The sequence below is a fragment of the Nocardioides sp. genome, from assembly GCF_035576065.1.
GTDB lineage: Bacteria > Actinomycetota > Actinomycetes > Propionibacteriales > Nocardioidaceae > Nocardioides.
Genome location: NZ_DATLWX010000047.1, coordinates 19,736 through 39,570, shown reverse-complemented (window position 1 = coordinate 39,570; position 19,835 = coordinate 19,736). Strand labels below are relative to the sequence as shown.

The 19,835-nt window shown below is 69.4% G+C and carries 19 protein-coding genes; 10 read left to right on the top strand and 9 right to left on the bottom strand.

Annotated features, from left to right (window positions below; all coding sequences use genetic code 11):
- Position 1: 1 nt before the first annotated feature.
- Positions 2 to 1,132 carry a sensor histidine kinase gene (locus VNJ48_RS21820; protein WP_325605900.1) on the bottom strand — a complete coding sequence of 377 codons (1,131 nt, stop codon included), beginning with the start codon at positions 1,130 to 1,132 and terminating at the stop codon, positions 2 to 4.
- Positions 1,133 to 1,251: 119 nt separating this feature from the next.
- Entirely contained in the window at positions 1,252 to 2,109 is an 858-nt protein-coding gene (locus VNJ48_RS21815; protein ID WP_325605899.1) for a class I SAM-dependent methyltransferase, read from the bottom strand.
- A 28-nt stretch (positions 2,110 to 2,137) separates the two neighbouring features.
- Between VNJ48_RS21815 and VNJ48_RS21810 the strand changes: the two genes are divergently transcribed.
- A complete protein-coding gene (locus VNJ48_RS21810) occupies positions 2,138 to 2,875 on the top strand; it encodes an oxidoreductase (RefSeq protein ID WP_325605898.1) in 738 nt (245 codons plus the stop codon).
- Between the two features lie 281 nt (positions 2,876 to 3,156).
- Here the strand turns inward: VNJ48_RS21810 and VNJ48_RS21805 are convergent, their stop codons facing one another.
- From VNJ48_RS21805 to VNJ48_RS21785, 5 genes are read right to left on the bottom strand one after another with little or no spacing between them, the layout of a single operon-like run.
- The gene (locus VNJ48_RS21805) at positions 3,157 to 3,816 is read right to left on the bottom strand and encodes an RtcB family protein (RefSeq protein WP_325605932.1); all 660 of its coding nucleotides are present in this window, start codon (positions 3,814 to 3,816) and stop codon (positions 3,157 to 3,159) included.
- Positions 3,813 to 6,179 (bottom strand): site-specific integrase, encoded by a 2,367-nt coding sequence (locus VNJ48_RS21800; protein ID WP_325605897.1) that lies wholly within the window; start codon positions 6,177 to 6,179, stop codon positions 3,813 to 3,815. Before VNJ48_RS21800 ends, VNJ48_RS21805 begins: the two co-directional genes overlap by 4 nt.
- Positions 6,176 to 7,387: a tyrosine-type recombinase/integrase gene (locus VNJ48_RS21795; protein WP_325605896.1), complete on the bottom strand. Its 1,212-nt coding sequence runs from the start codon at positions 7,385 to 7,387 to the stop codon at positions 6,176 to 6,178. The genes VNJ48_RS21800 and VNJ48_RS21795 overlap by 4 nt, the downstream gene beginning before the upstream one ends.
- A 36-nt stretch (positions 7,388 to 7,423) precedes the next feature.
- Positions 7,424 to 7,984, bottom strand: coding sequence for an RtcB family protein (locus VNJ48_RS21790; protein ID WP_325605895.1), 561 nt, complete (start codon positions 7,982 to 7,984; stop codon positions 7,424 to 7,426).
- 46 nt (positions 7,985 to 8,030) lie between these two features.
- On the bottom strand, positions 8,031 to 8,828 hold the full coding sequence (locus tag VNJ48_RS21785) for an HAD family hydrolase (protein ID WP_325605894.1): 798 nt from the start codon (positions 8,826 to 8,828) through the stop codon (positions 8,031 to 8,033).
- A 131-nt stretch (positions 8,829 to 8,959) separates the two neighbouring features.
- Between VNJ48_RS21785 and ssd the strand changes: the two genes are divergently transcribed.
- The 7 genes from ssd to VNJ48_RS21750 all read left to right on the top strand — a co-directional run bounded on the left by ssd (position 8,960) and on the right by VNJ48_RS21750 (position 13,849).
- Entirely contained in the window at positions 8,960 to 9,991 is a 1,032-nt protein-coding gene (gene ssd / locus VNJ48_RS21780; protein ID WP_325605893.1) for a septum site-determining protein Ssd, read from the top strand.
- Entirely contained in the window at positions 9,991 to 11,154 is a 1,164-nt protein-coding gene (locus VNJ48_RS21775) for a TadA family conjugal transfer-associated ATPase (protein ID WP_325605892.1), read from the top strand. Before ssd ends, VNJ48_RS21775 begins: the two co-directional genes overlap by 1 nt.
- Positions 11,151 to 11,918: a type II secretion system F family protein gene (locus VNJ48_RS21770; RefSeq protein ID WP_325605891.1), complete on the top strand. Its 768-nt coding sequence runs from the start codon at positions 11,151 to 11,153 to the stop codon at positions 11,916 to 11,918. The genes VNJ48_RS21775 and VNJ48_RS21770 overlap by 4 nt, the downstream gene beginning before the upstream one ends.
- Positions 11,919 to 11,932: 14 nt before the next feature.
- Entirely contained in the window at positions 11,933 to 12,619 is a 687-nt protein-coding gene (locus VNJ48_RS21765; protein ID WP_325605890.1) for a type II secretion system F family protein, read from the top strand.
- Between the two features lie 266 nt (positions 12,620 to 12,885).
- Entirely contained in the window at positions 12,886 to 13,098 is a 213-nt protein-coding gene (locus VNJ48_RS21760) for a DUF4244 domain-containing protein (RefSeq protein WP_325605889.1), read from the top strand.
- The gene (locus tag VNJ48_RS21755; protein WP_325605888.1) at positions 13,095 to 13,466 is read left to right on the top strand and encodes a TadE family type IV pilus minor pilin; all 372 of its coding nucleotides are present in this window, start codon (positions 13,095 to 13,097) and stop codon (positions 13,464 to 13,466) included. Before VNJ48_RS21760 ends, VNJ48_RS21755 begins: the two co-directional genes overlap by 4 nt.
- Complete coding sequence (locus VNJ48_RS21750; RefSeq protein WP_325605887.1) at positions 13,463 to 13,849, top strand: Rv3654c family TadE-like protein; 387 nt, start codon at positions 13,463 to 13,465, stop codon at positions 13,847 to 13,849. Before VNJ48_RS21755 ends, VNJ48_RS21750 begins: the two co-directional genes overlap by 4 nt.
- Before the next feature lie 3 nt (positions 13,850 to 13,852).
- Here VNJ48_RS21750 and VNJ48_RS21745 read toward each other — a convergent pair whose 3' ends face one another.
- The gene (locus tag VNJ48_RS21745; protein WP_325605886.1) at positions 13,853 to 14,170 is read right to left on the bottom strand and encodes a hypothetical protein; all 318 of its coding nucleotides are present in this window, start codon (positions 14,168 to 14,170) and stop codon (positions 13,853 to 13,855) included.
- A 10-nt stretch (positions 14,171 to 14,180) separates the two neighbouring features.
- A complete protein-coding gene (locus tag VNJ48_RS21740; RefSeq protein WP_325605885.1) occupies positions 14,181 to 16,544 on the bottom strand; it encodes a DEAD/DEAH box helicase in 2,364 nt (787 codons plus the stop codon).
- 161 nt (positions 16,545 to 16,705) lie between these two features.
- Here VNJ48_RS21740 and VNJ48_RS21735 point away from each other — a divergent pair, with 161 nt between their 5' ends.
- Together VNJ48_RS21735 and VNJ48_RS21730 are read left to right on the top strand one after the other, a co-directional pair.
- A complete protein-coding gene (locus tag VNJ48_RS21735; protein ID WP_297741622.1) occupies positions 16,706 to 17,041 on the top strand; it encodes an STAS domain-containing protein in 336 nt (111 codons plus the stop codon).
- 212 nt (positions 17,042 to 17,253) lie between these two features.
- Positions 17,254 to 19,683, top strand: coding sequence for a sodium-translocating pyrophosphatase (locus VNJ48_RS21730; RefSeq protein ID WP_325605884.1), 2,430 nt, complete (start codon positions 17,254 to 17,256; stop codon positions 19,681 to 19,683).
- Positions 19,684 to 19,835: the final 152 nt, after the last annotated feature.

Genomic DNA, 19,835 nt, shown 5'->3' with positions numbered 1-19,835 from the left:
TTCATACATGGACCCCCGGCGCGAACTTCGGCACGCGGACGATCACCTTCGTGCCGGCGCCGAGCGCGGTCTCCACGACGAGGCCGTAGTCGTCGCCGTAGGTGTTGCGCAGGCGTGCGTCCACGTTGCCGAGGCCGACGGAGTCCATGGACGCATCGCCCGCGAGCGCTCGGCGTACGCGCTCGGGATCCTCGCCGGCGCCGTCGTCCTCGACCTCGATGACGCAGTCGGTGTCCATGTCGCGCGCCACGATGGTCAGTCGACCGATGCCGTCGGGCTTGTCGGCGCTGGCCTCGAGTCCGTGTTGCACGGCGTTCTCGACCAGCGGCTGGATGCAGAGGAAGGGGACGGCGACCGGCAAGACCTCCGGCGCAATCTGGAGGGTGACCTCGAGCCGGTCGCCGAAGCGAGCCTGCTCGAGCAGGAGATAGCGCTCCACCGAGCGCAGCTCCTCGGCCAGGGTCGTGTAGTTGCCGTGCCGGCGGAAGGAGTAGCGGGTGAAGTCGGCGAACTCCAGCAGCAGCTCGCGCGCGCGGTCGGGGTCGGTGCGGACGAAGCTGGCGATGGCGCCGAGCGAGTTGTAGATGAAGTGCGGGCTGATCTGCGCCCGCAGCGCCCGGACCTCCGCCTCCATCAGGGCGGTGCGGGAGTCGTCGAGGCGGGCGAGCTCCAGCTGCCCGGACACCCAGGCCGCGACCTCGTTGGCGGCCCGGATGAGGCTGCCCGTGGCGTGCGGCGCGCCGACGACGAGGGTGCCCGCGAGCACCTCCTCCACGACGAGGGGACTGATGATGACCTGCCGGACCGGACAGCCGGAGTCGGCGCACACGCCCATGTCGGCGATCCGGGTGTGCGCATCCTCACCCATGTCGGCGATGAAACGCGCGGTCTCCGCGGCGTGGTGGTGTCCGATGCCGGCCCAGGCCAGGACGTCTCTGGTGTCGGTCAGCGCAGCCGCCGGTGTGCCCAGGAGTGCGCGGAGGTGCCGCAGGCTGCGCTCGGCGCTGTCCTCGTTCAGTCCCTCGCGGAGCGCAGGCGCGGCCAGCGAGGCGGTGTGGAGCGTGCGGAAGGTCGCGCGGTCAGCCTCCGTGCCGAGGTGCGTACGGCGCCAGGGACGCGGCCGGCTGATCATGGCGCCAACCTAGCCCCGATCGCGAGCGTCGATCTGCGACTGCGGTAGTTCGCTGTCACTGGGTGGCAGTGAACTACCGCTGTCTGGTGCTCAGCGGGAATCCCCCAGGAGTGGGCTGCCTACTTGAAGTCGATCAGCAGCATGTCGGTGTCGGTGCCGTCGGAGACGAACCGGTCCTCGTGGGGTGCGTCCGACCCTTCTGCGGCGGCCACCTCCACCGCGGAGTCGCGCTGGTCGATGACCTTGGCCCGGAAGCACTCGACGACGTAGGGAAGCTGCATGCCGTCGTGGCCGCGGCCGTAGTCGTCGTACAACGAGCGCACGGCATCGAGCTTGGCCTCGCGCTCGGCCTCCGGCAGGGAGGCGATGTAGGACCTCGAGGCGACGATGTCGACGAGGGTGTCGCGGGTGACGTCCTGCCAGTAGGCGAACGTCTTGCTCTCGACCTCGGCGAAGAGGTCGCTGCCGGCGAGGACCTCGTGCGAGCCGCCTGATGTCGCGCTCCACTCGCCGGCGACCTCGACGAGCTTGCGGACCCATGGGATGCGCTGGTCGAAGGAGTTCCACACCAGGGCGACATGGCCGCCGGGTCGCAGGACGCGGGCCATCTCGGGCAGCGCCAGCTCGTGGTCGAACCAGTGGAAGGCCTGCGCTGCGACGACGACGTCGACGCTGCGGTCGTTGGCGGGGATCTCCTCCGCGCCCGCGACCTTGGCGCTGACCTCCGGCACCCGCTCCTGCAGCACGGCCAGCATCGCGGGGTCCTTCTCGGTCGCGAAGACCGCATGGCCCACGTCGACCATCACCCGCGTCAGCTTGCCGGTGCCGGCTCCCAGCTCCAGCACGACCTTGGCGTCGCCGTCGAGCAACCAGTCGACCGCGTCGGCCGGATAGGACGGCCGGCCGCGGTCGTAGGCGTCGGCGACGGCGCCGAAGGACTGGGAGAGACGCAACATGTCGGGCTGCTCGTCGGTCACCCGGTGCAGGCTACTAGCGTCGCCCACCATGACCGACTCCGTCGCTGATCCGCTCCGTTGGCTCGCCGACCTGGAGGGCGTGCCGTCGGCGTACGCCGCAACGCGGGACGGCATCGACGTGATGCTGCGCGACCGAGGACTGCGCCGTACCTCCCCGGAGATGACGGCCGAGTCGCTGCTCCGCGGCGCCCACGCCTCAGCGGTCCTCGAGGGCTCGACGTCCACGCTCGCCGAGGTCCGGGAGGGCACGGGAGACGCGATCGCGGCTGACTCCGTGCGGCTCTCCGCGTCGATGCTCGCCCTCGCACCGCTGCTGAAGACGGCTCCGCTCCAGGCGATCGCCCGGCTGCACTCGGTGGTGGCGGCCGGATCGCTGCCGCAGGACTCCCTGGGCCGGCCCCGCGACGCGGCCTCGGCCGACCGGCTGCGCGGGGTCTCCGAGATGTTGCTCAGCGCAACCACGTCCCCAGCGCTGCTGGTCGCCGGTGTCGCGCACGCAGACCTCGCCACGGCGGCGCCCTTCGCCTCGCACAACGGGATCGTGGCTCGCGCCCTCGAGCGCCTCGTGCTCGTCGCCCGCGGGGTCGACGCCAAGTCGCTCGTCGTCCCGGAGGCAGGGCACCTGGCGTTGCGCGCCGAGTACGAGTCCAACCTGCGGGCCTACGCGTCGGGGGAGCCGCGGGGCGTCCACTCGTGGGTGCTCTATGCCGCCGAGGCGTACGTCGCTGGTGCGGAGGCCTCGCCGCTGAGGCGCCCGGCGGAGTAGACGGATGGTGGGAATGCGAACGGCACCCGACCGCGTGGGTCAGGTGCCGTCGCTGACACGTGTGCCGATGGTTACCAGGCGTGCAACATCTAACCGCTGTCCCGGGAGTATCCCGAAGACACGCACCCTCTTCGAGAGGGTAGATCGCCGCGTGGGTACCCGGCTCACGTGCAAACTCTTGAGTTGTCCTCCTGTTGTACGCCGACCTGGAGCCACCCACAAGAGTTGACTTCTCGCCGGGTCGGTGGGTGACGCTCACCCACCGACCCGGCTGATGGTGCTCAGTCGCCCTTGACGTTGACGATCTGGCGCAGCGTGTGTCGCACCTCGACGAGGTCCTTCGCGTCGTTCATCACCACGTCGATGTCCTTGTACGCGTTGGGGATCTCGTCGATGAACTCCTTCGAGCCCGACCACTCGATGCCCTCCATCGACTCGACGAGCTGCTCGTAGGTGAACGTCCGCTGGGCGTGCCGGCGGCCGTACTCACGACCGGCACCGTGCGGGGAGGAGTTGAGGGCGAGGCGGTTGCCCAACCCGGCGACGACGTAGGACCGCGTGCCCATGCTCCCCGGGATCAGGCCCGGCTTGCCGAGGGATGCATCAATGGCGCCCTTGCGGGACAGCCACACGTCCTTGCCGAAGTGCTGCTCCTGCTCGGTGTAGTTGTGGTGGCAGTTGATCCGCTCGGACTCGACGACCGTCTCGCCGACCCACTCCTCGAAGCAGGCGGCGACACGATCCATCATCTCCTCGCGGTTGAGGAGCGCGAACCGCTGCGCCCACCTGAGCTCGCGGATGTAGTGCCAGAACTCCGGGTCGCCCTCCACGAGGTACGCCAGGTCGGGGTCGGGCAGCTCGATGAACCGCTGGGCGCACTGCTTCTGCGCGACCAAGATGTGGTGCATCGCGATCTTGTTCCCTTCTCCGGACCTACTCAGGGCAGGGGACGAATCGCGGGCAGTCCCAAGTAGGTGGGCTCCTCGGGACTCTCCGACAGTTCAGTCATCCGTCGGATCTTGTCCTCGGCCGCCAAGAGTGAGACTTCGAGACCCTCGACCTCCCCAAGCCAACCGTTCGTCCGGGCCTCCTCGATCCGTAGCCGTAGGTTGTCGCGGATCTCCTCAAAGCGGTGCAGGACGGCCGGGTCTGGCCGTAGAAGGCTGCATCGGACGCACGCGTGCTCGTGGACGCACGATGATCCCCAGGCGCGGCCACAGGACCCCAGGCTGAGCTTTCTTTCGACGAAGTGTTGCTGGAACTCTTCCCATTCGGAATCGGTGATATCTCGCTGTTCAGGCTGGGGCGCGCTTGCTCGGCGTTGCGCGATGAAGTTCCTGTGCCCTCGAATGACGTCTTCTTCATAAACGGCCGCGTACACAGCGGTCGTTTCAATGGAATCGTGACCCAATAATGCCGCGATGACATGGATTGGCACGCCGCTGCTTTGTGCGTCCGTCGCAAAGATGCGTCGCAGGTCGTGCGGCCTGAACTTTAACGGCTTACCGTCCGTTCGGCGTAGGCCTGCCCAGTCACCTGCTTTGTCCATCAGGCTGTAGATGTAGCCGTAAGAAAGGGCGTTCCACCGGCTCTGACGGCGCTGGAACAACAAGGGGGCAGCCAGCGTGGCTGTGCGCTCATGCGGGTCCCACCGAACGGTCAGCGGCAGCGAGCCGTCGGGCTGACGTAGGCGATGGACAATGCGAGCCAGGACGTGCACCAGCTCCGGCGAAGCAGCCAGTAGCCGCTCCGTCCCGCCCTTCGATGGGTAGACGTGCAGCAGGGGAATGACCTCGTGGGTCTGAGGGTGCTTGAAGCGCTGGATCGAGAACTGATCGAGTTCGAGGAGCTCCTCGATCCGCAACCCGGTCTGGTGCAGTAGATGGACGGTCGCCCACGCCCAGAACGCCTCATCCTCGCGACGGGTGATGTTGACGTCCTCGGCCTGGCCTTCGGCGTGCAGCGGGCGCAACACCACTTGGCCTCGTCCAAGCCGACGGCACGGAACCCCTTGGAACTCGACGACGGTGCCGAACGGGACCGGTGCGATATCTGCCATCCAGCGCGTAGTCAGCCGGAGCCGTTCCTCGGTGGCACGCAGGAGGCGATCCACTTCAGGTGCGCGCTCACGGGTGCGTTGGTGGGACCGGGCCTTGGCTTCGCGCTGATGCTTCCCGTTGCCCGCCACGTCTGAGTCCGTAACGGGCGAAGGCGCTACCCATTGCACCCAGTAGCTCTCCGTCAGCGCCCAGTTGGCGATGTCGAGGTACATGGCGCGGACCTGCATCATCACGTTGAAGCGACCCCGCCGTTCGCTCCCGTCGGCCTTCTGGCTCAGGCGCCTCTTCCACGCGTCAGCCACGTCCTCACTCAGCCGTAGGGAGTCGATGCCCGGGTTGTGCAGCTCGACATCGCGCCAGAACAGACCGCACAGTCCAGCACTCAAACTTCTGAGCGTTGAGTAGTCGAGTGCACCTTCACGGGCTCGCAGGTACCTGATGAGGAACTCCCGCATTTGCGGTGAGGCGATTCCGTGACGGTCGACCAACTCCGTCACGGTGAGCTGACCCGGCAGCTGGGCGAGCCTCAGCGTTTCGGCCGGGTGGTTGATGCTGCCCATCGCCCGTAGACAGTCCCAGGCGTGGTGCGCCCCTGCGACCTTCACCTTCGTGCCCTCTCCGCGAAGAGCCCGCATGGCCCCTTGGTACGCAAGAAGGTCGTCGCCGTCGATCTCTAATGGCTGCTTACCCGTGCGGCAGGCGATGTGCGCGAGCACTACGACGGCAGCGCGATTGTCGTAGTGGCTCTTGCCAAACCTCGGGAAGACCGCTTCCAGCTGCTCGTATTCCCCGCCGTCGCGTAGGGACAGGATCTGGTACCAAGTCTTGAACTGGTTGGCCTTCAACCACGCATAGCTGGGGCGGACGGCACCCAGGACAAGAAGCAGATGTAGGCCGTGCGTGGTCATCTGCTTGGTGCCGGGGATGGACGTCCAGAGCTTGTGATCTGCCTCGTGGCCGGCGGCGGTCCATCGCTCTTGCCAGGTACTACCCGGGTGTTCCTCCAGATGGCGCAACATTCGCTTCAAGCCGGGGATGCGCTGGCCTTGGTTGCTGAGTCCGGGCACCAGGACGAGTGCCTTGTCCGCGAGTTGGTCGACCGTCGCGACCGTGGCTGGCCACCGTTCGGTGGTGTGGTGGCTGCGCAGCAGGGCGTCGAAGTCGATCTGCGTGCTCGCACGTCGCGTCGCTGCGAAGGGGCCGGATCGCGCGGCGTACCGAGCCGCGACCTGGACTTCCGTCACTGCCCATCACCGCCCTGTCCGAACAGAACGGCCATGTCGACGTCGTCGTAAAGAAGGGAGGTGACTGTGGATGATGAGGGCTCCGCCTTCGTGCGTACCGCGGCGATCATCTCGTCGAGGCGCGGAACGGTGTAGACCTCCAAAGTTGCTAGGGACGAGTGGCCGAGGATCTCCTGCACAGTCCTTGGTGGGGTGCCTTGCGCAAGCATTCGAGTAGCCGCGGTGTGGCGCAGGTCGTGCGGTGACCAGTTGGTTCCGTTCTTTCGGTTGGCTCGCTTGAAGGTGGCGCGAAGTGCGTCATAGGAGAGCCGGCCCGGCTTTCCTCGGACCGTTCTCCAAGCCGGTCCGGACGTCTCGTAGCCAGTAGCGCTCTGGTACAGCCGGTACCAGGCAACGGCGTCCCATGAGATCGGCAGATCTTGCATCCTGCCGCCCTTGCGGATCACCGTGATCAAACCGTCAGGTAGGTCGATGTCGGCGACGTCCAAGTTGAGCACTTCGCTTGGCCGCGCTCCGCTGCTGACGTACATCGCGACCAGGGCACGGTCACGGTCGTTTCCCAGCGCGTCGAAGAACGCATCGAACTGCTCGTCGGGGATGCTCCGCGGCAATCTTTTCGGGCCTTTGCCCTGGCGGCTCCTCCCACTGCGGCCACGATCGTAGGACCGCAACGGATTGTGGTGCGCGTTGGTCCGTTTCCCGTCGGTGCGTCCTCTCACGACTGGGTTGTAAAGAACCTGGCCCTTCCTCCGCAGGAACTCGTAGAAGAGGAATAGGACTGTCTCGTTGTGGTCCATGCTGGCGCGGGTGAACGAATCGTCGAGGTATGGCTTCCCCGTCACAGGGTTGCGGGCAACGCGCGGGTCTCGTTTTGTAGCCCGCTTGTTTCCGCCCTTCTTCTTTGCCTGCTTCATCCAGATGAAGAAGTCGGTGATCTCAGTGGAAGCGGCGTTGTTCCAGTCGACGTCGATCGCGCTGAGGAAGCGGAAATAGCGTTGCAAGTCATACGCGTACGAGCGCACCGTCTGGTCGGTCCTGTGCGAGTGCACCTCGCGCAAGAACGCGCGACACACTGCGGTGGCCACGGGGTCCGGGAGCACGAGGTCCCACGGAGGGATACCTGTTGGTGGCCGGGAGACTCGACCGATGTCCGGCAGGTCTAGCTTCGATACGTCCCGGACAGGTTCAAGTTCGTACGCGAGATCCACACCTCCACCCTGAAGGCCTCGCCAGCTGAACCTCCGTCAGGACACGCCAGAAGGTCCGGTTAATATGCCCACTCCACGAGAACCCGAGTGCAGGAACAGCCAGACCCGGTCCTCCTCGTCGAGCGAGACCTCGATGAAGTGGTTGCCGGAGCCAAGGGTGCCGAGCTGCAAGGCCCAGTTCTTCGCGTACTTCCCGGGGTCGAAGCCGGCGCTGTCGGCCGCCGCGGTGAGGTCGGCGATGCGCTCGGTCGTGTGGTCACGGGAGATGGCCGTGTTGTAGACGCCGGCCGACAGCGGGACCGCAGCCTCGATCGCCTCCCGGAGCGGACGCCGGTCGGCGGGCAGAGCGTCTGCGACGTACTGCGTGCGGACAGCGATCATCCCGCAGCCGATGTCGACGCCCACGGCGGCAGGCATGATCGCGCCCAGCGTCGGCAGGACGGCTCCCACGGCGCACCCCTTGCCGAGGTGCGCGTCGGGCATGAGCGCGACGTGGGGGTGGATGAACGGCATCTCGCTGGTCATCGCGACCTGCGCCCTCGTGTTGTCCTCGAGGATGCTCGCCCAGTTCATGAACCGCTTGGTGATCTGCTCCATCGTTCCAGCCTCTCGGTCGGGTCAAGGGAGTTTCAGCCGGGCTCGCTCAGAGCTCGAGGCGGCGCTTGCGGGAGTTGGCCCACAGGACGCCGCCCGCGGCGAGGGCTCCGCCGACGGCAAGCGCGGCCATCGTCGGCCCGGCCGACGGGAAGGACATCCGGCTGCGCAGCTCGACCGGCTTGTTGAAGACCAGGATCGGCCAGCCGCGGTCCTGGGCGATCCTCCGGAGCTCCCGGTCGGGGTTCACCGCGTGGGGGTGCCCGACGGTCTCGAGCATGAAGACATCGGTGGCCGAGTCGCTGTAGGCATAGCAGTTCTCGAGGTCGTAGCCGACCACCCGCGCCAGCTCCTCGATGGCTCGGGCCTTCTCCTCGGCGTAGGCGTAGTACTCGATCTCGCCGGAGTACTTCCCGTCCACGATCTCGAGGCGTGTCGCGACGACCCGGTCGGCGCCGAGCATCTCGCCGATCGGCTCGACGACCTCGGACCCGCTCGTGGACACGATCACGACGTCGCGGCCCGCGAGCCGGTGCTCCTCGATGAGGTTGACGGCCTCGTCGTAGACAAGGGGATCCACGATGTTGTGCAGCGTGTCCGCGACGATCTCGCGCACGGTGGCGACGTCCCAGCCGGCGCAGAGGGTGGACATGAACAGCCGGATCTTCTCCATCTGGTCGTGATCGGCGCCACCGACCAGATAGACGAACTGGGCGTACGTGCTGCGCAGCATCGCGCGTCGATTGATGAGCCCGCCGGCCTGGAACGGCTTGTTGAAGGCAAGCGTGCTGGACTTGGCGATGATCGTCTTGTCCAGATCGAAGAACGCCGCGGTGGGGCGGGACATGCGTTCATGGTAGGCGCGAGAGGCCCCCTGCCGGGCCGCTATCGCCACACAGGCAGGGTGTTTCGCGCCTCATCCACAAGTGGCGCATCGACGCTGGGAGCACTGTCCGGAGTCTCGGTCAGGGTCGGGTCATGCAGCCACTCGTGCTCACCCGAGACCCCTCCCTCCTCGACGACCTGGCCCGGTTGGCTGCGGGGGCCGGTGTGCGGCCCGAGGTGCGCAGCGACGCCGTCTCCGCGCTGGCGTCGTGGGCGTCGGCGCCACTCGTGCTGGTCGGGGACGACCTGCTGCCCGATCTCGTCGCCGTCTCACCACCGCGACGAGCCGGGGTCGTGGTCGTGTGCCGGGATCCGGGGTCGGCGACGTTCCGGCTTGCCCTCGACGTGGGGGCGAGCTCGGTCGCGGAGTTGCCGTCGGCGGAGGCGCACCTCGCCGCACTGTTCGCGGACGTGGAGGAGATCCCCACCCAAGGACTCGTCCTCGGCGTGATCGGCGGGGCGGGCGGCGTCGGGGCCTCCACGTTGGCCTGCGCCCTCGGACAGGTGGCCGGTCTCACTGGTCCGTCGCTGGTCCTCGACACCGATCCGCTCGGCCCGGGACTCGATCGGGTGCTGGGTCTGGACGAGGTGCCGGGGGTGCGCTGGGACGACCTGGCGGCGTCCGCCGGCCGGCTCGGGTCGCGGTCGTTGCGCGACGCCGTGCCCAGGCGCGACGGGGTGGGGGTGCTGACCTGGACGTCGGCAGGGACGTCGGGATCGGCCGCGCTGCCACCCGTGTCCACGCTGAGGGACGTGCTGGCGGCGGGCCGACGTGGGCATCACCTGGTCGTGCTCGACATCGCCCGCCTCTCCGGCGCCGTCTCCGCAGAGCTGATGGCGCGTTGCGACCTGGTGCTCGTGGTGACTCCGTCCAGCATCGGCGGGGTGGTCTCGACCATGCGGGTCCTCGCCTCTCTCAGCGACACCTCACACCTGCGACTGGCGCCTCGGCGAGGCCCGGTGTCGGCCAGTGAGCTCTCCGCGACGACCGGTGTGCGGATCGGCCTGGAAGTCCCGCACCAGCGCGGCGTCGACGAGGCTGTGGATCTCGGGTTGGGGCCGGTCCGTGGTCGGCGCAGTCGCCTGCGCAGGGCCGTGTCGGAGTTCCTGGCCGAGGTCGCATGATGCTCGAGGCGCCAGTGATTGAGCCGGGGCTGCTCGACGACGTCCGCGAGCGGCTGGCGGCCACGCCCGGACAGCTGTCACCACACCGGGTCGCGGAGGCGATGCGCGCCGCGGGGCGCCCGGTCGGTGACGCGACGGTGCTGGCCGTGCACGACGCGCTGCGCCGCGACGTGCTCGGCTCGGGGCCTCTCGAGCCGTTGCTGCGCCAGGCTGGTGTCACCGACGTGCTGGTCAACGGACCCGACCAGGTGTGGGTCGACGACGGTTCCGGGCTGCGGTTGACGTCGGTGAAGTTCCCCGACGATGCCGCCGTGCGCCGGCTCGCCCAGCGGCTTGCCTCGACCGGCGGGAGGCGCCTGGACGATGCCACGCCGTACGCCGACGTCCGGCTCCCCGACGGGACGCGCTTCCACGCGGTGCTGGCGCCGACGGCTCGGCCCGGCACCACGATCTCGATGCGGGTCCCGGCGGCGCGGGCGTTCTCCCTCGACGAGCTGATCGCCGCCGGGGCGGTCAGTCCCGACTGCGCCGAGGTGTTGCAGGCGCTCGTCGCCGGACGACTGGCCTTCCTCGTCAGCGGCGGCACCGGTTCGGGGAAGACCACGTTGCTGGCCGCCATGCTCTCGCTCGTCGACCCCACCGAACGCCTGGTCCTCGTCGAGGACGCCAGCGAGCTGCGACCGGACCACGGTCACGTCCTCGGACTGGAGGCGAGGCCACCGAACATCGAGGGTGCCGGCGAGATCACCCTGAGGGCGCTGGTCCGCCAAGCCCTGCGGATGCGACCCGACCGGCTGGTCGTCGGTGAGGTGCGCGGAGCCGAGGTGGTCGACATGCTGGCCGCCCTCAACACCGGCCACGCCGGCGGATGCGGCACCCTCCACGCCAACTCGGCCGCGGACGTGCCGGCGCGGATCGAGGCCCTCGCGGCTGCGGCCGGCCTGCCTCGCGCAGCGGCCCACAGCCAGCTCGCAGCAGCCCTCGACGCCGTCGTGCATCTGTCCCGCGCTCGGGATGGCCGACGATTCGTGGCGCAGATCGGGGTCCCGATCCGCGGTGTCGACGGCATGGTCTCGATCTCGCCCGCACTGGAGTTCGGTCCCGACGGACGTGCGCAGCGCGGCCCCTCGGCTGCCCTCCTCGCTGGACGTCTGGGCTCGTGACGCTGCTGGCGGCCGGGCTGGCCGGACTGGCCGTATGGCTCGCCACCCCGTCGGCGCGCCCGAGCGGCACGTCGTGGTCGTGGCGTCCACTGGTGGTTGCGGCGGCGGGTCTCGGTGGGTGGGGTGTGGTCAGCGGCTGGTTGCCGGTGACAGCTGCCGTGGCCACCGTGCTGGCGGCGTCCGCAGCCGCTGGTGGACACCTGATCTGGCGGCGACGCCGGGATCGCCGCGCCCGCGCCCTCACCTCGCTCGGAGTGCTCGAGGCCTGTGAGGTGATCGCCGCGGAGCTGGCAGCGGGTCGGCCGCCCGGGCACGCCCTGGGTGCTGCGGCGGGCCGATGGCCCGGACTCGGCCCGGTCGTGGAGGCGTGGTCGCTGGGCTCGGACGTGCCCACTGCGCTGCGTCGCCTGGCCGCCGTCCCCGGTGCTTCCGACCTGAGCGTCGTGGCGGCTGCCTGGCAGGTGGCCCACCATTCCGGCCACGGACTGGCCCATGCCGTCTCCCGGGTTGCCGGTCGCATCCGCGCGCAGCGCCAGACCCAGCGGGTCGTCGCCTCCGAGCTGGCCTCCGCGCGGGCAACAGCCCGGCTGGTGGCCGCGTTGCCGGTGGTGGCGCTGGGGATGGGCTCGGGCGCTGGCGGAGACCCTTGGGCCTTCCTGTTCGAGACCCCGGTCGGGCGGGGCTGTCTGGCCTCGGGACTGACCTTCGGGGTGCTGGGTCTGTGGTGGATCGAGGTCATCGCAGACCAGGCCGAACCCCGGTGATCACTCTCGCTGCGATGGCCGCCGGTGTGGCCGCGCTGCTGGGACTGGCTCCGCGCCAGCGGCTCACGCTCGAACAGTCGGCGCCGACGGCACTGCCACCACGGACCGGTCGCTGGCGACCGGTGCTCTGCCTCCTGGCGGGCGCCGCAGCCGCGGTCTTCGTGGGTGGCCGCGCGGGGCTCGTCGTCGCACCGGTGGCAGGGCTGGTTGCCTGGGTCGCCCTGGCCCGCTCCGAGCCGAGCTCGGTGAGACAGGAGCGTGAAGCCATCGGAGCCGAGCTGCCGCACGTCGTCGACCTCCTCTCGTGTGCGCTGCGATCGGGGGCCTCGCTCCCGGGCGCCCTCGCTGCGGTCGTCGCGGCCTGCCCCGGTCCGACAGCGCAGCGTCTGGAGGGAGCGCTGGCACGGCTCCGGATGGGAGTCGACCCGCTCGTCGTCTGGGGCGAGCTCGCCCACGACGACGTCCTGGCACCGATGGGCCGGACTCTCGCGCGCGTCGAGAGCAGCGGGGCTCCCGTGGCCGATGAGGTCGAGAGGTTGGCGGACGACCTCGAGCGCTCGTCGCTGGCGGCCGTCGAGGACCGTGCCCGCTCGGTCGGGGTGAAGGCAGCCGTCCCTCTGGGACTGTGCCTGCTGCCCGCCTTCCTCCTCATCGGGATCGTGCCCACGGTCGCCGGGCTGCTCACGTCGCTGGTTCCGTGACGGCCGTCCGCTCGCGATCGCCACGGAGCGGTCCGCGAGCGCCACGGAGCGGTCCGTGAGCCACATGCCGCGACGCAATTGTGGGTCACGCACCGCCGTACCCCCTGACCCCGATGGGTGAGGCCGGGGTCCGCGAACCATGCACAGCCGAGTGCCGGGGGCGCCCCTCCACAGGCGGACCGCCGGTCCCCGGCGCGATGCGGGTGGCCTGCCGCAGGGTCGTCTCAACGGCCCGCGACGCGGGCCTCCACCGAAAGGAAGTCACGATGTTGAACGCGATCACCAAGGGCCAGTCGAGGCGGCGACGTGCGCTCGACCGCGCTGAGGAACGAGGGATCACGACAGCTGAGTACGCCGTCGGCACGGCCGCCGGTGCGGGATTCGCCGGCCTGCTCTACAAGCTGCTCAGCGGCGGGTTCGGCGACCAGCTGCTCAAGACGCTGTTCGACCACGTCCTGGGCCTGCTGGGGATCAAGTGACCGGTCCCCGACGGCAGGAACGGGCAGAGCGCGGCGCAGTGACGGCGGAGCTCGCCCTCGCGCTGCCGCTCCTGCTCGCCGTCACGGTGGGTCTGGTGTGGCTGCTCGCCGTCGGGGCTGCCCAGGTCCGCGTGGTCGACTCGGCCCGTGAGGCCGCGCGTGCCGTCGCCCGTGGAGATGACCAGGCGTCCGCGCGGTCTCTGGCGCTGGGGATCGCACCCGAAGGTGCCTCGGTCGACATCGCGATCGAGGGCGGTCAGGTCACGGTCACCTCGAGCGCCGAGGTCGAAGGTCCGGGCGGGCTGTTCGACTTCATGGCGGACGTGGTCGTCAGCGCCCGGTCCGTGGCCCTCATGGAGCAACCGTGAGAGGGCGCACCATTCCCGGAGGCCGCCAAGGAGAAGTCGGATCGGCCACGATCCTCGTGCTGGCGGTGACCGGGCTGCTCATGTTCGTCGGGCTGGCGCTGAGCGGGGTGACCGCCATCGTGCTCGCCCATCGGTCGGCCCAGGCAGCCGCCGACCTGGCCGCGCTCGCCGCCGCCTCGGCGGCTGCAGTGGGTCTCGACGCCTGCGCCGCCGCTGACCGGAGCGCAGAGGCGAACGACGCGTCCTTGGCGAGCTGCCATCAGGCGGGCGGGGTGGTCACCGTTGCTGTGCGCGTGAGCGGCCCTCGCCTGCTCGACCGTGACTACGACGTCACCGCACAGGCACGTGCCGGCCCGGCGGGCTGGGCGAGCCCGGTGCCGTGAGGCTCAGATGCGCTCGTCGGGCGTCTTGTCCTGACGTCCGTCGGGCGTCTCGTCGTGACGCTCGGACTCGGCCCGCTTGAGCCGCTCGTTGAGGACGCCGATCTCCTTGCGTTCCTTGCGATGAGCCAGGCTTCGCTTCGTGCCCCACTTCAGGATCGAGTAGCCCCACAGCACAGCGGCTCCGGCGGCCACGCCGACGAGGAAGACCGACAGCGAGCCCATCTCGATGCCCAGCATCTCGTTGGTCCCCGTGCTGACGAAGATCGCGGACAGGATCGCGATGACGCCCAGGATGACCAGCAGCAGACCGAGGATGACCATGAAGGTCAGGCTACTCGCCGGGCCCGGACCCGGCCCCGGAGCCGGCCCCGACGTCCCGCAGGAGCAGGTCGAGCAGGGCAACGGCGCCGGGCTTGTCGAGGGGGTTGTTCTGGTTGCCGCACTTGGGGGATTGGATGCACGACGGGCAGCCCGTCTCGCACTCGCAGCCGGCGATCGTCTCGCGGGTGGCGCTGAGCCAGTCACGAGCGGCGTGGAACCCGCGCTCGGCAAAGCCGGCGCCGCCGGGATGTCCGTCGTAGACGAAGACGGTCAGCTGTCCGGTGTCCGCATGGAGGGCGGTGGACACGCCGCCGATGTCCCAGCGGTCGCACGTGGCGAAGAGCGGAAGGAGACCGATCGAGCAGTGCTCCGCGGCGTGCGCCGCACCGGGCAGGTCAGCGGCTGCCAGGCCACCCTCGGCGAGGACGTCGGCGGCGATGGTCCACCAGACCGCCGTCGTCCGGAGCGACCGCTCGGGCAGGTCGAGCGGCACCTCGCCCATGACCTCTCCACTCGGCTGACGGCGCTGGAGGAAGGCGACCACCTGGTGGGAGACGTCGACCTCGCCCAGCGCGAGTCGACACCCTCCCCATGAGCGGTGCTCGCGTTCGGCGACGATGGAGATGTCGGTGATCTCGCGGGCCGAGGTGGAGTAGCCGGGCTCGGCCCGACTCATCACCGCGACGTGCTCGTCGAGGTCGAGCGACTCGACGAGCCAGGTCTCGCCGCGGTGGACGTAGACAGCGCCGGGATGCGCGGTCCCGTGCGAGCTCGACCCGTCGACGGTGCCCACGACCCGGCCGGTCTCCGCCTCGATCAGCTGCACCTGCCGTCCACCGCTGGAGCGGATGTCCGCCAGGTCGCTGGCTCGGCGACGGTCGGTCCAGAACCAGCCGTGCGGCCGTCTGCGCAGGAGCCCTGCGTCGGTCAGCTGGTCGACGACGGCTCGCGCGTTGTCACCGAACATGGGCAGGTCGACCTCGGTGAGTGGGCGTTCCTGCGCGGAGGCACACAGGTGCGGACCCATGACGTAGGGGTTGTTCGGGTCGAAGACAGTGGCTTCAACAGGTTGGCCGAGCAGCGACTCGGGGTGGTTGACCAGATAGGTGTCGAGCGGGTCGGCGCGGGCGACCAGCACCCCGAGCGCGTCCTGGGCCCCCCTGCCTGCCCGGCCGATCTGCTGCCACAGGGCGGCACGCGTGCCGGGGAAGCCGGCGATCAGGACGGCGTCGAGCCCGCTGATGTCGATGCCCAGCTCGAGTGCATTGGTGGCTGCCAGTCCGGTCAGGTCGCCGCGGCGCAACGCAGCCTCGAGCTCGCGGCGCTCCTCCGGCAGGTAGCCCCCGCGGTAGGAGGCGACCCGCCCGGGCAGCGACGGGTCCACCTCCGCCAGGAGCTCCGCGGCAGTGGCCGCCACCTGCTCTGCGCCCTGCCGCGAACGGACGAAGGCCAGGGTGCGGACGCCCTCGGCGACGAGGTCGGCCAGGAGGTCGGCCACTTCCGACGACGCAGCCCGGCGCACGGGTGCGCCGTTCTCCCCGGCATACGAGGTGAACGGTGGCTCCCACAGCAGCAGCGAGACCTGGCCCCGGGGGGAGTGGTCCGCGGTGATGGCCAGCACGTCCAGCCCGGTGAGTCGACCGGCCGCGACCTCGGGCTCGGCGACGGTGGCCGACGCAAGGACGAACGTGGGCTCGGAGGCGTACATCGCACAGACTCGTCGGAGGCGGCGCAGGATGTGCGCGACGTGCGAACCGAAGACGCCGCGGTAGTGGTGACACTCGTCGACCACGACGTAACGCAAGGACGCGAAGAAGCTGGCCCATCGTGCGTGCCCGGGCAGCAGCGAGCGGTGCAGCATGTCGGGGTTGGTCAGGATGTATTCGCCGAAGTCGCGGGCCCAGTCGCGCTGCTCGCGGGTGCTGTCGCCGTCGTGGGTGGCGACGCGCACGTCCAGGCCCAAGGCGTTGATGTTGGCCAGCTGGTCGTTGGCCAGGGCCTTCGTCGGGGCGAGGTAGAGGACCCCGGCGCCTCGCTCGCCCCGTCGCCCGCGACTCTCACGGATCGCCGTCAGGGCCGGCAGCTGGTAGGCCATCGACTTGCCGGAGGCCGTCCCGGTGGCCAGGACGACGTGCTGGCCGCCCCGAGCGGCGTCGGCCGCCGCAGCCTGGTGCTGCCACGGGGACGACACGCCCGAGCGCTCGAAGGCGGCCCGGACATCTGCGCTCACCCATTGCGGCCAGTCCACCGAGGCCGCTGGGCGCGGCGGGACGACCTCGAGGTGTCGCAGCCGCCCCTCACGCCCGGGCACGTCGGTCAGTCGCCCCACCAGGTCGCTCACCCGATGGCGTTCGGGACCGCCGGGGACGCTCACGGAGGGAAGTGTGGCAAACGGCACCGACAGCGACGTCGGGCCCCGACTGTCCCCAAGCTCGGGAGTACGCCTGCGTGATCGAGTGACTCATGGTTTGATAGCACCCGGCAGCATTCGGGGCGCACTGCCCTGAGTGGACCTTCCTCATAACAGGAGCAGTCGTGGATCTGACCCTTGCGACCCGCGAGGAAGACGGCCGCGCCATTGTGGCGGTCGGGGGCGAGATCGACGTCTACACCGCACCCAAGCTGCGAGACCAGATCACTGAGCTCGTCGCTCACGGTTCCTACAACATCGTGATCGACCTCGAAGCCGTCGAGTTCCTCGACTCCACCGGGCTCGGTGTCCTCGTCGGCGGGCTCAAGAAGGTCCGCGCGCACGACGGTTCGCTCGAGCTGATCTGCTCGCAGGAGCGCCTGCTGAAGATCTTCCGCATCACCGGTCTGGCGAAGGTGTTCGTGATCCACGACTCCGCCGACCCTTCGGTCCTGCGCTGACCGACCCGTCGGTCCTGCGTTGACCGACCCGTCGCCGTACGCCTGACAGCGGTGTGCGCGGTGCCGGCGTCCACGGCTCGTAGCGCTCGTGCCGGTGGCCGAGCCGACGCGTGACGTGTGATCCCCGCCACAACCCTGCGCGTGATCCCCGCCACAGGTGCGTAGACTCCCGCGCGTTCGCAACTGATGCATCAACTCCCAGGAGGACGCACATGACCGGGATCATTCCCGCTGTCGTGGAGCTTGAAGGCACCAACCAGCTTTTGGTCATCCTCGTCCTCGCGATCGCGCTCGGCGCGCTCGCGATGGCGATGGTGTTCCGCAAGCAGGTATTGGCCGCCGGTGAAGGCACCGACAACATGAAGGCCATCGCCCTAGCTGTCCAGGAGGGCGCCAACGCCTACCTGACCCGGCAGTTCCGCACCCTCGGCATCTTCGCGGTGATCGCGTTCTTCGCGCTGCTCGTGCTGCCGGCCGACGACATGACGGTGCGCATCTTCCGCTCCGTGTTCTTCCTCGTGGGGGCCGGGTTCTCCTCCGCCGTCGGCTATCTCGGGATGGGCCTGGCCGTTCGCGCCAACCTCCGGGTGGCTGCCGCGGCCGAGTCCACTGGCCGCGAGCCCGCCATGACGATCGGTCTGCGCACCGGCGCCATGGTCGGCATGCTCACCGTGGGCCTCGGCCTGCTCGGCGCCAGCCTCGTGGTGCTGTTCTTCGAGGACTCGGCTGCCGAGGTGCTCGAGGGCTTCGGCTTCGGTGCCGCTCTCCTCGCGATGTTCATGCGCGTCGGCGGCGGCATCTTCACCAAGGCGGCCGACGTCGGCGCCGACCTGGTCGGCAAGGTCGAGCAGGGCATCCCCGAGGACGACCCGCGCAACGCCGCCACCATCGCCGACAACGTGGGTGACAACGTCGGCGACTGCGCCGGTATGGCCGCCGACCTGTTCGAGTCGTATGCCGTGACCCTGGTCGCGGCGCTGATCCTCGGATCGCAGGCCTTCGGCGACAAGGGTCTGGTCTTCCCGCTGATGATCCCGGCCATCGGCGCGCTCACCGCGGTGGCGGGCGTCTACCTCACCCGGCCCAAGGCGGGCGAGAACGGCCTCACGACCATCAACCGGTCGTTCTACCTGTCCTCGGCCATCGCAGCGGTGGCCAGCGTGGTGCTGGCCTACATCTACCTGCCCAGCACCTTCGCCGAGTTCAACAACATCTCTGACGGCCTGCTCGCCGCGGAGGGCGACCCGCGGTTCATCGCCGCGGCCGCCGTGGTCATCGGCATCGTGATGTCCGCGGGCATCCTGGCGCTCACCGGCTACTACACCGGCACGGAGTACAAGCCGGTCAAGGACGTCGGCAAGGCGTCGCTCACCGGTGCGGCGACCGTGATCCTCGCTGGGCTGTCCGTCGGCTTCGAGTCGGCCGTCTACACGACCCTGGTCATCGGTGCCGCCGTGTTCGGCGCCTACCTCCTCGGCGGCGCAGCGCTCATCGTGTCGTTGTTCGCAGTCGCTCTCGCTGGTTGCGGCTTGCTGACCACCGTCGGTGTCATCGTCGCGATGGACACCTTCGGGCCCGTCTCCGACAACGCCCAGGGCATCGCCGAGATGTCGGGCGACATCAGCCCCGAGGGCGCGCAGATCCTCACCGAGCTCGACGCCGTCGGCAACACGACCAAGGCCATCACCAAGGGCATCGCGATCGCCACGGCCGTGCTCGCCGCGACCGCGCTGTTCGGCTCCTACGCCACCTCGGTGTTCGAGGCGCTGGTCGAGGCCCAGCCCGCCGATGAGGAGTTCCTGCAGTTCGACGTCTTCGACCCGGCCGTCCTGGTCGGCGTTCTCCTCGGTGCCTGTGTGGTGTTCATGTTCTCCGGACTGGCCATCAACGCCGTCGCCCGCGCTGCGGGAGCGGTCGTCTACGAGGTCCGTCGCCAGTTCCGCGAGATCCCCGGGATCATGGAGGGCACCGGCCGTCCGGAGTACGGCAAGGTCGTCGACATCGTCACCAAGGACTCGCTGCGCGAGCTCGTGGCGCCGGGCATCCTGGCCGTGCTGGCCCCGGTGGCCGTGGGCTTCGGCCTCGGCGCCACCGCGCTGGCGGGCTTCCTCGCCGGTGCGATCGGCACCGGCACCTTGATGGCCATCTTCCTGGCCAACGCGGGTGGTGCCTGGGACAACGCGAAGAAGCTGGTCGAGGACGGTCACCACGGGGGCAAGGGCTCGCTGGCGCACGAGGCGACGATCATCGGCGACACGGTCGGCGACCCGTTCAAGGACACCGCCGGCCCGGCCATCAACCCGCTGATCAAGGTGATGAACCTCGTCTCGCTGCTCATTGCGGGCGCCATCGTGTCCATGAGCATCGGCAAGGACCAGAACGACGTGCTCCGCATCATCATCGCCCTGGGCGCGGTGGCGATCATCGCTGCGTCGATCTACATCTCGAAGCAGCGCGGGGTCGCGATCAACGACGACGGTGATGACACCGGCTCCTCGTCGTTCACGCAGCACAGTCACGGCGACCACGGGGCCCACGGGACTCATGGGGCTCACGGCACCCACGACGCCATGATCGACGACACGCCGCCGGGCACCACGGGCACCGGCGCCACGCCGGTGACGCCTCCGCCCACCACCTGATCCACCGCAGCACACGACGACCCGCCGAGACTCTCCCGGCGGGTCGTCGTCATTCGGCGACCGCGCTGCGGCGTACCCCTCTAAGTGGCGGCGGCCGACAGTTGGGACGGTCGATGTGATGTCGCGCGCCGCCAGTTGCGAAGCGCGCTGGG